Here is a 13,149-nt window from a genome sequence, read left to right on the forward strand (position 1 = left end):
TGGCACGCCCGGCGTCAGGGGGCGCATGGACGGTGCATCGACGGTGCGTCAGGGGTGCGGATAGATCTCCAGCTCGACGCTCTCCGGAAGCGCGTCCGCCCCCCGGACCTCTCCCGGGTAGGCGAGCCGGACCCGGCGCAGCCGGCGCAGTCCGGCCAGCGAGGCCAGATCGAGCTCCGCGACCTGCGACAGATGGATCTCCTCAAGCCCCGGAAGGCGCAGCGCGATCCGCCGCAGCGGCACCGGCGAACCGGCCCTGGCCCGCACGTCGAGGTGGGTGACCTGGGGGATCTGGGTACGCGGCGCGAACAGCAGCATGCTCAGCTGCTGCGGGGAGAGGGTCAGCTTGCGCAGATTCGACAACCTGCCGATGAGCGAGCCCCATTCGTCCGGCGTCAGCCGCTCGCTGGCGTCCTGGAGCCTCAGCTCCTCAAGCCCACGACAGGCCACGATGCCCCCCATCTGGGCCGCGGCCGGCGGCAGCGACAGCAGGCGCAGCTCGGCGGCCCGGGGCAGGTCGGGCAGACCGCGCCAGGGCACCTCCGGCCCGACCAGGAGCCCCTCCAGCCGCGGGCAGTCCGCCAGCTTCAGCAGCGGCTCGAACTGCGGCAGGTCCCGCAGCTCCAGCCGTTGCAGGCGCGGCAGCCGGGTCAGCGGCGTGGGGTCCTTCACGTTCCGGCACCCCTGCAGGACGAGCGTTTCGAGCCCGGGGTAGGCGGAGAGCAGATCGAGGTCCTCCAGCTGGAGGGTGTTGCGCAGCCGCAGCTCGCGCAGCCGGCGCGGGTCGAGCGTGGAGCGGATCTCCTCGGGACTGAAGTCGCCGTGCAGACCGACGCGCTGATAGCCCGACATGGTGCGCAGGGCGTCCAGCTCGGCGCGCGAGCGTACGGTGACGGCCTCCTCGGGGGCGGCTTCGAGCAGGGGGCGCACGATCTCCTCGGCGTACACGTCCGTGTCGAACCGGTCCCAGTGGCCCAGGAGTTGGGCTCGTACGGCGGGCTGGTCGGTGCCCAGGAACTCCCGGAGCCTGGGAATGGCGGCGTCCCCGCCGATCTGGCATATCGCGTGGACCGTGGCCAGCTCCTCGTCGCCCGCCAGTTCCCCCGCCCGGGGCAGCAGGCCCAGTAGCAGCGGGCCGGTACGCGCCAGCGACCTGGCCTCGCGCAGACTGCGCGGCGGGACCATCCGCGCGGCCCGGTCCTCGATCGCCTGGCGCACGGTCGGCTCGAGGCGGGTGGCCTGCTCCAGCGAGGCCAGCGCGAGGAGCCGCAGCCTGGCCTGCACCGCGGCGTCCTTCTCCCGGTCCCCGCGCTCCCGCAGGCGCGTCAGCAGGTCGGCGCGCTCTTGGTGACGGGCCTGTGCCACGGCCATCTGCACCACGTCCTCCCACTGGTCCAAATGTGCGTTGTTCACCAGCATGCCCATATCGCGCTCCTCCAGCACGGCCTTGGCGCCCAGAAAGTCCTGGAAGGTCCGATGGATGAAGTCCACCGCGCCGGTGGCGGGTTCGCGCAGCAGACCGGACCGCTCCAGGAGGTGCTGCAGGGCCTCCTCGGCCGTCCCGACCTCGGCCAGCCGGGGCACGGAGGGCTGCAGCCGCCGCACCACGTCCACCGCGTCCGGCCAGTCCAGCTGCGTCCGCTCGTTGCGGATCAGCCAGTACGCGAGCTTCTGCAGCGGCTCCGTGGCGGCCTTCTCGTCCAGCTCCGGCCTGCGGCCGCGGCCGTACACCTCGCGCTCCAGGTCGCGGCGCTCCAGGAGCATGGAGAGCGCCGCCTCGTACAGGGAGGCGCGGCCCTGGGGCAGAAAGCCGCGGCGTTCGCGGTGCAGGGCGCAGATCAGGCTGCACATCAGCGGGTTGGTCGCCAGCCGGCTCAGCTCGGGGCTGCTGCGCAGCGACAGCGTGAGCGACTCGCCGAGCTCCCGCGACGCCCCGGCCGCCGTGTGCCAGCGTCGGATGAACTGCTTCATGTCGGCGGGCCGCATCGCGGTCAGCGTGAACTCCTGGAAGCCCTCGCGCCCGAGCCAGCCCCGCTCCAACGCGGACGGGCGGGAGGTGAGCAGCCACAGATTGCCGGGGAAGACGGCGAGCAGCTTCCTGATCCACGCCCGGGCGCGGGTCCGGTCGTCCTTCGGGATCTCGTCCGCCCCGTCGATCAGCAGCACTCCGCGGCCGTGCTGGAGAACCCGGGCCGCCCATCCCTCGGGCTGGGTGCCCACCAGCGGGCAGCCGATCCAGCGCAGGAAGTCCTCGGGCATGGGCAGGTCGGCGTCCTTGCGCGCCAGGGTGCGTAACGGCAGCACGAAGGGGACCCGCCCGAGCAGCTGCGACAGACCGCCGGGCACCCGGTCCTGCTGCGCCGTGGTGATCGCCAGCCACTGCACGAGGGTCGTCTTGCCGGTCCCCGCCACCCCGCGCAGCAGCGCCCGCTCATGGCTGGCGAACACCGCGTCGGCCGGGCCCGCGGCCCGTTCGGCCTCCGCGTCCCGGTCGGTGCCCGGCTCGCCGATCGCGACCGGAAGCGGGTCGGCTCCGCCGCGGTACGGCATGGCCTCCAGGCTCAGGTACGCGGTCTCCAACGGCCAGTCCTGGCCGTCCGGTTCGCGCAGATCGACGCCGTAGATCGTCAGCCGACCGTGGCACTCGACGATGTAGCGCGCGTACTCCTCCTCGAACCGCATGTCCTGCCGGCTGATGTCCGGCAGCCGTTGCAGGATCCGGTCCAGCTTCTCGCTCTGCTCGCGGAGCTCGCGGCTCTGCTCGATCTGGGCGCGGGCCGCGAAGCCCGGCTGCTGGCTGAAGAAGCGCACCAGATGGACGCAGGCCGTCTCCAGCAGCCGGTCGTGGAAGCGGGCGGCGTCGTCGCTCAGGAGCCGGCGGGTGCTGGGGCCCGCGACCCTGGACAGCTCCGCGGCCAGCCGTTCGGGTCCCAGGGCGAAGGCGTGCACATCGTCGATGTCGAGGTCGCCGAGCGCGTGCAGGGTGCGGGTCAGCGCCTGCCCGACCGCGTCGTGCTCATCGGCGCCGACGGGCGGATCGTGCGGCCCGGCGGCTCGCACGGCGCGGCGGACCAACTCGCGGGCGATCTTGTGCAGATCGTCCTCGGTGAGGGTGCGGTGCTCCTTGGCGAAGGACACCAGCCGCCGGATCGGGATCGGACGTTCGCCGAACTCCGCCCCCGGCGCCTTCGCGGGCGGCAGCAGCAGCCGCTTGAGCAGGGGTACGACCACCGCCGACGCGATCCGCAGCCCCACCGTGCCGCCGTCCACAGCAGCCCCTCCCTCACCAGCGCCGCGTGCCCGTACCGGGCCCGCGGTTCCCCCGATGCCTGTTCACCTTATCCGCGGAGGCCCGTCTCACGTCAGGGCGCACGGTCGCCCCGCCGCGCGCCAGCGCCGCCACACCTGTACTACGCCGACCGCGCGGAAACCGGTTCCCTACCGGCGGCAAGGCTGGAGACATCCCTATGGCTCCTTGACGCCCAGTGAGGCGAAGTCGTAGGCGCCGTAGACGTCCGACGTGTAGACGTTGGTCAGCCGGGGGCTCCGCCAGGTGACGGCCTTGTCGTAGACGAACGGCAGATAGTAGGCGGACTTTGCGACCGAGCGGTTGACCATCGCGTACAACGGGGCGGCCGATTCCGGTCGGGTGTCGGCGATCGCCGAGTCGAGGGCTTTGTCGATGGACGGGTCATCGACCTGGGAGATGTTGTAGTTGCCGCTCGGCAGGATGAATCTGCTGTCGACCAGCGGCTGCCAGAACGCCTGCCCGGTCGGGAAGTCGGCGCTCCAGTTGTCCAGGACGATGCCGTAGCCGTTCTTCTGCGCGGCCGCCGGAGAACCGGTCCGCTCGTCCCTCTGCAGTCCGTCGAACTGATCGATCTGGGTCTTGATGCCCACCTTCTTCAGTGATTCCTGGAGGGCTTCGGCGGCGTCCAGTTCCCCCTGCCTGTCACTGCGCGCCGCCATGTGCGTGGTGAACCCTTGCGGACGGCCGCATGCCTTCAATTCCTCCTTGGCCCTGTCCACATTCGGCCGGCCGCCGTTCTTGCGCACGCCGTACGGGTCGTACGTGGGGTCCGAACCGGCGAGACGAGGCGGCAGCATGTTCGGGGCGATATCGCCGCCCGTGACACCCCCGAACGCGGTCTGCAGGGCCCTGCGGTCGGCCGCGTAGACGACGGCCTTGCGGCAGTGGTCGTTGTCCATCGGCTTGACCGACTTCGGGAAGGCCGCGTAACGGACCACGTTGGTAAGAGGATTGTCGAGATTGTTCTTCTGGGTGGCGTCCTGCAGCGCCTTGGCCCGGGCGGACGGGCCGAGCCCGGCACCGCCGAAAGCCAGGTGGTACCTACCGGCCATCAGGCCGGCGTCCAGGGCGTCCCCACGGATTCCGAAGTCCACCGTGATCTTGTCCGGCAGCGCCGAGCGGACGGGGTCGGAGGGCTTGTGCCAGTGCGGGTTGCGGACCAGCTCCAGCGATTTGCCCGGCGCGTAGGAACGGAATTTGTACGGCCCGCTGGAGAATGGGCGGTTGCCGTATCTGGCCGCGGTGTCCTTCTCCCGCTTCACGGGTGAAGCGGCGGTCATGGCCAGCAAATACTCGAAATCGCTGTTCGGCTTGGGCAATCGGAAGACGATGGTGTTGCGGTCGGGCGTCTGGATCGCGTCGAGGCCCAGCTTGTCGCGCGATGTGTCCTTGTACGGACCCTGGTATGTGCGTTCGGGGTCGAGCGCCTGCTGGAGGTGGAGCGGGCCCCCGGAGACGACGTCCTGGGCCCAGAGACGCTCGATGCCGTACTTGATGTCCCTGGACGTGAGCGCGGAGCCGTCCTCCCAGGTGAGCCCCTTGCGCAGGGTGTAGGTGTAGGTTTTGCCGCCGTTGGAGACCTTGGCTCTGTCGGTGGCCAGATCCGGTCTGAGTTCGGTGCTCTTGGAGCCCGGCTTGCGCGCGTAGGTCACGAGCTGGCGGGTGTAGTAGCGGGCGAAGTTCCAGACGAAGCCGTAGTAACTACGTTGCGGGTCCAAGGAGTCGGGTTGCTGTCCGGCGAATTTCAATGTTCCGCCGCGTACGCTCGATGTGTTGACGACTCCCTTGGTCGCGGCGTTGTACTTGGCGCCGGAGCCGCCGCTCTCGTCGGACCCGCCCGGCAGCCAGTTGAGGACGGCCGGGATACCCGCGGCCAGCAGCACCGCCAGCGCCGCCGCCAGCCCGATCTTGAGCCGTGGCCGGTCGACTCCTGTGGACTTACTCGGCTGGGGAGAGCCGGTGGTCTGCGGTGCCTTGTTCGGCTGCGGGGACACGGTGGTCCGGGCGGGCTTCTCCCTCTTCTCGGTGGGAGGCTCAGCCGGAGCCGGAGCCGGAGCCGGAGCCGGTGAGGGTGAAGTATCCGGTGAGGGAGTAGAAGGCGGTGGGGGAGAAGAGGAAGGAGACGGTGGCGCCGAGTCCGTCCCCAGGTCCCGGTCCTCGCGGAGATGGACCCGATTGCGGGCCAGCGCGATCGACCCGCCCGTGTTGCGGTTGCGTTGCTGCGGCAGGGGCCTGGCCTTGGCCGCCAGGTTGGTGTGCAGATGCCGGAACAGGGTGTGCATGTCCAGCAGGGGCGGACCATCGGGGATGCCCTCTGCCAGGGCGGTGATCAATTCGCCGGTGAAGGCGGTGAACTCCTCACCAGGAGGGGAGAGCGCCGTACGGGTCTCGGCGGCGGCCGCCATCAGGCAGGTGCCCTCGATCAGCGCGCGATCGGCGACCTGATCGGTGCCGCTCATACCGCCCAGCAGCGCCCGACCGCTGTAGCAGCAGTCCAGGATCACCACCTTGCGCCGGGCCTTGACCCGCGGATCGAGAATTGCCCGCCGCACCCACTCGTACGGCAGGGCGCGGTACATGCGCTTCTGGTCCGAAGTGGGCAGCGCCAGGAACAGCTCGTCGCTGTACGGGTCGGTGAGTCCATGGCCCGCGTAGTAGACGACCAGGGTGTCGGTGGCCTGCAAGGCGACGCTGTGGAGCGTGTCGAGCACCGCCTCGGCGCTCTCCGGCTGGGGCAGCACGCGGCAGTGCGCGTCCGGCAGCCCCCACAGCGTCTCATCCATGAACGCCCGCTTGAGCCCGGCCAGATTGCGCTCGACGGCGGGCAGGGCGGTCAGACTCGCGTACTCATGGACGCCGATGAGTAGTGCCCGCGACTCGGCCGGGTCGGGTAACTCCGTCGTCACTGCTGGGCGTCCGTCCCGACCCCGCTCACCGGTGTCCGCGGTTCTGCCAGGGGCTCTCCCAGGGCGTCGACGATGCGGCGTACGGCCTCAGGGGACCCGTCCTCGACGGTGACGGTGACACCGTCGATTTCGATCCGTACGGCGGGTGCCGTGGGGCGGCTGGACCGCCATGTGGCGCAGGCCACCGCCAGGCTGCTGAGGGCGATGCCATGGGTGAGCACCGCGTTGATCACCTCGAACGCGCCGCCCATGTCACCGGCCCCGACGGGCCCCGAGTCCAGTGAGATCTCGGCCTGTTGGGCCACCTCCGGATCCTGGGCCAGCCAGCGGTACAAGGACGTCAGGGACGCCGTCGAGGAGCTTCCTTCCTCGTCGTGCCCGTCCACGATGATCTCGACCCGCACCCTTGCGTTCCTCCCTAGGGGGTGAAGGCCGCGTGGGACCCCCAACAGAAGTGCCAATGCTAGTCACTTGCCCCGGGGCGCGGAGCGCATGTCATGAGACTGGTGTGTTGACTGTGCCGGTCCCGGCCAGCCTGCGGGCGAGGTCCATCACGTCGCCGGCGATGAGGTCGACTCCGGCGGGCGGATCGACCGGCTCGGCGTCCGGTCCCCACTCCAGCGGGCGCGGGATGTAAGCGGTACGGAGTCCGGCACCGGCCGCCGCTTCGAGATCGTCGGGGTGGCAGGCCACCATCAGGAGCCGTCGCGGCTCGACTTGGAGCAGTTCGGCGGCCATGCGGTAGACCTGCGGGTCGGGCTTGTAGGACGTGGCCAGCTCGGCCGACAGGATGCAGTCGAAGCGGAGCCCGGCCTGCTTGGTGAGGCGGGTGAGCAGGCCGACGCCTCCGTTGGACAGCGTCGCGGTGAGCACCGGGGTCTCATGGAGCAGCTCCAGGCCGGCTGCGGCGTCCGGCCAGGGACTCAGCCGGTGCCAGGCCCGTACGAGCCGGTGCCGCTCGGACTCTCCGAGGGCGGTGAGCCCGTGTTCGGCGAGCACCTCGTCGAGCATGAGCCGGTGCAGCTCGTCCAGCGGCCGCCAGGGCAGCTCTCCGGCCAGGAACCTGTGCAGGACCGGACGGTAGCGGCGCCGCCAGGCGTCGGCGACGGCGGGCCAGTCCGCCTGCAGACCGGCCCGGTCGCCGACCGCGGCCAGCGCGTCGGTGACGCCGGAACGCCAGTCGGTCATCGTCCCGAAAACATCGAACACGGCGGCATCGACGTCCATGAGACCCACCCCCTCGGTTTGTCGTCGCACCCGGCTCCGGGTGCGTGCCTTACCGATCATGCCGCAGGTGGCGGGGGAGGGGCGCCTGCGGTGGCGAGAAGGGCTCTTCGGTGTCGAGGTGTCCGAGGTGTTCGGGGTGTCCGGGTAACTTCCCCCGTCGAAGCGCTACTTGGCGGAGGACGGTGCGCCGCGGCGGCGCGCGACCTGGCCGAGGGCGAGGTCCACGACCAGGAACGCGACGAACGATATGCCGAGCAGCGGCACCACCCAGCCCACCACCGCCGCGACCACCACGAGCGGCAGCCGCAAGGGCAGCGGGATCTGACGCCATGCGCCGCGCGCGACCGGACGTCCGAAGGACAGGACGCGGTCGTGGGTGGGGCGGCGCTGCCACCACATCCGGTAGCCCCAGACGATCAGGAAGATCAGGGCGAGGGCGAGCGCCGCCAGCGCGGCCTGGTTGACGAGCCCGAAGAGGGTGCCGGTGTGCAGATCGATGCCGTAGCGGGTGAGCTTGGCCAGAACGGGGTAGTCGGCGAAGCGCTTGACGTCGGTGACCTGACCCGTGGCCGGGTCGACGGCGATGGCGTCCTGCTTCTCCGGCCAACTGCGCTGGACCTGCTTGACGACGTAGGCGGTGCCCTGGTCCGCCGGCAGGACGATCTCGACCGGGTCGGACAGCCCCTTGGCGCGGGCCGCCTTCAGCACCTCGTCGACGCCCACGTCACCAGCCGGGGACCCGCCCTGCCTGCCGCGCTGCTTCCCGTCCGTCCCCGGCATGCCGGGCATCCCCGCCATCCCTCCGGAGCCGCCGTGGTGGGCGTGCTCCCCGGCCACCTCCGTGGAGACCGTCGGGGTCGCCTGCCCCAGAGACTGGCGGAGTTCGTCGATGTTCGCCCCGGCGTACGTGGACCAGGTCAGGCCGGTCGCGGAGAGGAAGAACAGGCCGGCCGCCGCCCAGATACCGACCGCGCCGTGCCAGGACAGCGACCTGCGGCGCCCGGTGGCGGCACGGTCCGGCAGTGCGAGGGCCCGCAGTCGGCGGTTCGTCCGCTTGCGGCCGATCCACAGCGCGAGCCCGCCCCCGGCGACCACCCACAGCCAGCTGGCGGCCAGTTCGCTGTAGAGCCGGCCGTTCTCGCCCAGGTGCAGATCGCGGTGGAGGTCGTCGAGCCAGGTGCGCAGCGGCAGCGCGCCCGTGGCGCCGTACGTGTCCAACGCTCCCCGGACCTCGCCCGTGTAGGGGTCGACGAAGACGGACAGCTGGTGGTCGTCGGGTACGCCCGGAACGCCGGACAGCAGGACGCGGGTGGTGGCCCCCGGCTCCGGTGCCGGGCGTACGGAGGCGATCTTGCCCTGCGGATGCGCGTCGCGGGCCTCGGCGATCTGCCGTGAAAGCGGCAGCTCGCTCGTACCGATCGGGACCGTCAACTCGTGTGTGTAGACCAGCCTCTCCGCCTGGAACGAGCCGGCGTACAGCAGCCCGGTGACCGCGGAGACGAGAAGGAAGGGCGCGATGAGGACACCGGCGTAGAAGTGCAGCCGCAGCACCAGGGGGCGGAGGGCGGCCCAACCGGCCCGCCGGGTCGTCGCCGCCGGCTGCTCACCGGGGTCGGTGGGATCCGGGGTCTCGCCGGCGGTGCTCGACGCGAGAGGTTGCTCGGTGGTCACGTGGGCCTCCCGGTTCGGCGATGGTCGCGAACGTGCGGTGGCTCAGCCCGCTGCTGAGCCCGCTGCCGTGCCGCACAGGGAGTCGGACGCGGGGAGGAACGAGTTCCGAGAGCGAAGTGTGAGCCGGGTCACACATCTGGTCGTCGTGCGGTGCGGAGGCACGGCGGCACGGTTGTGCGAAGGCGCGAATGCGCGAATGCGCCCCGCGCCGACCCTCCCGGAGTGTCCGAAGGCGATGGCACGATGTCAGACATGACGGCCGGGTCGGTTTTACGTGCGGTACGCGCCGCGATCTTCGCGGCCGTGTGCGTGACGACAGCGGCCCTGGGGCATGCCCTGATGTCCGCGCGTCCCCTGCCCTGGTGGGTGTGGGGCGCCGCCTTCGGCGCGACGGGCGCGGCGGCCTGGTGGCGAGCCGGACGGGAACGGGGCGCCTTCGCCGTCATCGGTGCCACGGTCCTCGCTGAGCTCGGGCTGCACGCCCTGTTCGGACTGGCGCAGGCGTCCCTTGCGCTCCGATCGTCGCACCCGATGGATATGGGGATGGGCCGGGTGCAGCCGCTGCATTCGAGCCATGGATCACCGGGCATGGTCCTCGCGCACGCCGTGGCCGCCCTGGTGTGCGGCTGGTGGCTGTGGCGTGGTGAGAAGGCGGTGTTCCGGCTCGCCCGCAGCGTGGCCGCGGCGCTGTTCGCGCCCTTGCTGTTGGTTCTGACGTCGCTGGGCCGGGGTCCGAGGCTGCCCGTTCGCCCCGCGGCCGGCCGAGGCCGTCTGGTGCGCCTGCGCGGAGTGTGCCTGCAGTACGCGGTCTCCCGCAGGGGTCCACCCGGCCCTTCGCCCTGCTGCTGACCGCGCGTCCACCTTGATCCCCCGGCGACGTCCGGGATTCCGTCGTGCCGCACGCCCGTCCGGGACGTTCGTATTCCCACTCCCGCACGGTGCGTTGCCGCACTGACCCGGTGACGTGCGGAGTACCGGCGTGTGCGCGCGGCTGCCGCCCTCATCGCCTCACCTGGCGGCGCCGCCCTACATACCGGCCCCTGGCCCTCGGGCCCTCCGGCCCGCCCATGGACGTACGCCCGGTTGCCCCCGTGGACGTGCGTGCGTGGACCTGCGCCTGTTGAGCGGCCCCGCACCCCGAAGGACGTGTGGCGATGATTCCTGCCCTTGTCGGTCCGGCCCGCGGTTCGCGGACTACCGTCGATGACGAGCGGTTGACCGGCCTGGCGCTGGCCGCGCGGGGCGGGGACCCCGACGCCGTCGAGCGCTTCATCCGCGCCTCCCACCGCGATGTGTGGAGGTTCGTGGCCCACCTGTGCGGCGACCCGGACAGCGCCGACGACCTCGCCCAGGAGACCTACCTCCGCGCCCTCATAGGGCTGCCGAGGTTCGCCGGGCGCTCCTCCGCCCGCAACTGGTTGCTGTCCATCGCCCGCCGGGTGGTGGTCGACCGCTACCGGTCCGCCGCCGCCCGCCCGCGCATAGCCGACGTCGACGACTGGCAGGCGGTGGCGGAACACCGGCAGCCCGGCGGACTGCCGGGCTTCGAAGACGGCCTGGCCCTGGGCGAGTTGCTCGACGCGCTCGACGGTGCGCGCCGCGAGGCGTTCGTCCTCACCCAGCTCGTCGGCATGCCCTACGCCGATGCCGCGGCGGTCGTCGGCTGCCCGATCGGCACCGTGCGCTCCCGGGTGGCCCGGGCCCGCGCCGACCTCACCGGTTGGCTGAGGTCCGCCGAGGACGCGGCCCGGGTCCCTCGTGCCGTCGTGGCCTAGCCGGTTCCCGGTCGCCGATTCCCGGTCAGCGGGGCGGGAGGGGGATCTCGTAGTGCACGGTGCCGAAGCCCGCTCCGTGTTCGCCGGTGGTTCTGGCGTCGAAGACCTCCTTGGCGATGCTGTTCCAGAAGGCCTGGGCGCCCGGGACGTCGACGTTGGTGTGGAGGTAGACGCAGTCGTAGCCCCCGGTGGCGGCGGCGAACTCGCAGGCCATCGTGACCATCGCGCGGGCCAGCCCGTGCCGCCGGTGCTCGGGGCGGACGTAGACCCGGACGAGTTGTGCGGTGGAGCCGGAGGGGTAGCGCTCGGCGAGCCGGCGAGGGTGCGGCGGGTGCGCCGGGCCGCGCGACAGCAACCCGGTGGTGGCCACCACCTCGTCGCCGGACAGGGCGACGATCAGCTGATGGCGCGGGTCGTCCAGGTACCTGCCCTGGATGTCGATCACGTCGGGATGCCATGCGGGCACATATCCGTAGTCGAACTCGCGGTAGAAGGTGTCGAGCATGACGCTGCGCGCGCCGGCTGTGTCCCGGGGCTCGGCCGGGCGGATGGTGTACGGGCCGATGGTCTGCGGGGTGATCGGGTGCGGGCCGATGGTCTGCGGGGCCTGCCCGTGCCGTCGATCGTGCATGTCGTGCATGTCGTTCCAGGTGGGGTGGGGGAGGGGGATGTCCAGGCCCGTTACGCTAATGGAAATGACATCCATTACCAAGTCGGGGTAAGGTGAGGCATCGGGATCGAGACAAGGAGGGGGAGCCGTGCCGCTGGCGATGTTGCATGTGCGAAAGACGGCCCATGCGTTCGTGGCCCTGATCTCACGGGCCGGGGAGTAAGACGGAGAGGGGGCGGGGTCGGGTGGGTCGCGGCCCCGGACAGGGTTGAGTTCACAGCGAGTTAACCCGCTGCCTACACCGGCCCCCTTAAACTTCTGAACGGACATTGGCCGAGTAAGGCCGTCAGCACGCACACCGTCCGACCCGTTGTACAGCCCGACTCTCTGTGAGGAGCCGAGTAGTGACACGAGCCAGAACGGTCCAGGCGCTCCTGGGAATGCTGGCCGCTGCCCTGCTGGTTCTCCAGCTGTTCGCCCATGGGGCCCGCGGAACGGAGGCCCATCTGGCCGCGCCCGCCGGCACCGGTGGACAGGCCGTGTCCTTCGATCACCCTCCAGTGCCGGAAGAGGCGTCCGGACACCACTGGACCACCCGTAGCCGTCAGGACCCCGAGGGCGTGCCCACGCCTTCGGCGGTCCCCGACGCACCGTCACCCGTCGCCGTCACCGTCGTCGCCGCTCCTGAGGCTTCCGGCGCCGTGCGCCACGGCGACACCGAAGCATCGGGTGACAGATCCCGCGCCGCGCTCCAGGTCTTCCGCTGCTGAGCGGAAGGTAGCGCGAGCCACGGTTCGCGAGCGCGTCGCGCCGGTCCCGTACACGCTTTCCGTACGCGGTTCAGACGCGGGTTCAGGTCACGTCCGCGCAGACACCCCGCCGGGCGGCGATTCCTGGTGATTCCCCGTTTCCCGGCGCATGCCGGCACTTCCCGCCGGTCGCGCGCTCGCTCCGTACACCTTCACCACTTTCACGATCCGCGTCACACCGACGCGGTCTCCCGTCACACCGACGCGCCCCAAGGGCGCTCAGGAGGCACCTCTCACATGAAGCACCTCATCGACCATGCCCGCTCCTTCCCGCAACTGGCCGCACGGCGGCCGGAGGAGTGGAGCCGCCTCGCCGAAGGGCAGTCGCCGCACGCCCTGTTCATCACCTGCTCGGACTCCCGGGTCATTCCGTCCCTGATCACCGGAGCGCGCCCCGGAGAGCTCTTCGAGCTGCGCACGGCGGGCAACATCGTGCCGCGGCACGGCGGGTCTCAGCCCGCCGGCGAGGCGGCCACCATCGAGTACGCGGTGGAGGTTCTCGGCGTCGCCGACATCATCGTGTGCGGCCACTCGCACTGCGGCGCGGTGGGCGCGATGCTGCGCGACGAGGACCTGACGGCGGTGCCCGCCGTCCGCGACTGGCTCGGACACGCGACACCGCTGCCGGACGGTACGGACTCCACGGCCCCCGACATCGCCGAGGCGGTGCAGTCGCACGTCCTGGACCAGCTCGACCGCCTGCGCGGCTACCCGTGCGTGGCCGCGCGGGTGGCGGACGGACGGCTGGGCCTGCACGGCTGGTTCTACGAGATCCACACCGGTTCCGTGCTGGCCCACCAGCCGCACGCCGACGCCTTCCGCGCGCTGTGAGCGCGCCCGA

Annotated in this window: 10 protein-coding genes; 4 read left to right on the plus strand and 6 right to left on the minus strand. The window is 71.2% G+C overall.

The window, feature by feature from the left end; translation table 11 throughout:
- Positions 1-48: 48 nt before the first annotated feature.
- The 5 genes from WAB15_RS35025 to WAB15_RS35045 form a co-directional block, all read right to left on the minus strand.
- Positions 49-3,270 (minus strand): NACHT domain-containing protein, encoded by a 3,222-nt coding sequence (locus WAB15_RS35025; protein WP_407288735.1) that lies wholly within the window; start codon positions 3,268-3,270, stop codon positions 49-51.
- Positions 3,271-3,465: 195 nt separating this feature from the next.
- Positions 3,466-6,216, minus strand: a complete 2,751-nt coding sequence (locus tag WAB15_RS35030) for a caspase, EACC1-associated type (RefSeq protein ID WP_407288736.1) — start codon at positions 6,214-6,216, stop codon at positions 3,466-3,468.
- A complete protein-coding gene (locus tag WAB15_RS35035; RefSeq protein WP_407288737.1) occupies positions 6,213-6,620 on the minus strand; it encodes an effector-associated constant component EACC1 in 408 nt (135 codons plus the stop codon). Before WAB15_RS35035 ends, WAB15_RS35030 begins: the two co-directional genes overlap by 4 nt.
- A gap of 91 nt (positions 6,621-6,711) precedes the next feature.
- Positions 6,712-7,443 (minus strand): haloacid dehalogenase type II, encoded by a 732-nt coding sequence (locus tag WAB15_RS35040; RefSeq protein WP_407288738.1) that lies wholly within the window; start codon positions 7,441-7,443, stop codon positions 6,712-6,714.
- Positions 7,444-7,608: 165 nt separating this feature from the next.
- The gene (locus tag WAB15_RS35045) at positions 7,609-9,114 is read right to left on the minus strand and encodes a PepSY-associated TM helix domain-containing protein (RefSeq protein ID WP_407288739.1); all 1,506 of its coding nucleotides are present in this window, start codon (positions 9,112-9,114) and stop codon (positions 7,609-7,611) included.
- A 243-nt stretch (positions 9,115-9,357) separates the two neighbouring features.
- Here WAB15_RS35045 and WAB15_RS35050 point away from each other — a divergent pair, with 243 nt between their 5' ends.
- Together WAB15_RS35050 and WAB15_RS35055 are read left to right on the plus strand one after the other, a co-directional pair.
- Positions 9,358-9,963, plus strand: coding sequence for a hypothetical protein (locus WAB15_RS35050; RefSeq protein WP_407288740.1), 606 nt, complete (start codon positions 9,358-9,360; stop codon positions 9,961-9,963).
- Between the two features lie 305 nt (positions 9,964-10,268).
- Entirely contained in the window at positions 10,269-10,889 is a 621-nt protein-coding gene (locus WAB15_RS35055; RefSeq protein WP_407288741.1) for a sigma-70 family RNA polymerase sigma factor, read from the plus strand.
- Positions 10,890-10,914: 25 nt separating this feature from the next.
- On the opposite strand, the gene WAB15_RS35060 is transcribed toward WAB15_RS35055, so the two are convergent.
- A complete protein-coding gene (locus WAB15_RS35060; RefSeq protein WP_407288742.1) occupies positions 10,915-11,520 on the minus strand; it encodes a GNAT family N-acetyltransferase in 606 nt (201 codons plus the stop codon).
- A 383-nt stretch (positions 11,521-11,903) separates the two neighbouring features.
- Here WAB15_RS35060 and WAB15_RS35065 point away from each other — a divergent pair, with 383 nt between their 5' ends.
- Both WAB15_RS35065 and WAB15_RS35070 read left to right on the plus strand, forming a co-directional pair.
- Positions 11,904-12,269, plus strand: a complete 366-nt coding sequence (locus tag WAB15_RS35065) for a hypothetical protein (protein ID WP_399145368.1) — start codon at positions 11,904-11,906, stop codon at positions 12,267-12,269.
- A gap of 276 nt (positions 12,270-12,545) precedes the next feature.
- Positions 12,546-13,139: a carbonic anhydrase gene (locus WAB15_RS35070; protein ID WP_407288743.1), complete on the plus strand. Its 594-nt coding sequence runs from the start codon at positions 12,546-12,548 to the stop codon at positions 13,137-13,139.
- The last annotated feature ends 10 nt before the right edge of the window (positions 13,140-13,149 follow it).

The sequence above is a fragment of the Streptomyces sirii genome, assembly GCF_045690365.1.
GTDB classification, from domain to species: domain Bacteria; phylum Actinomycetota; class Actinomycetes; order Streptomycetales; family Streptomycetaceae; genus Streptomyces; species Streptomyces sirii.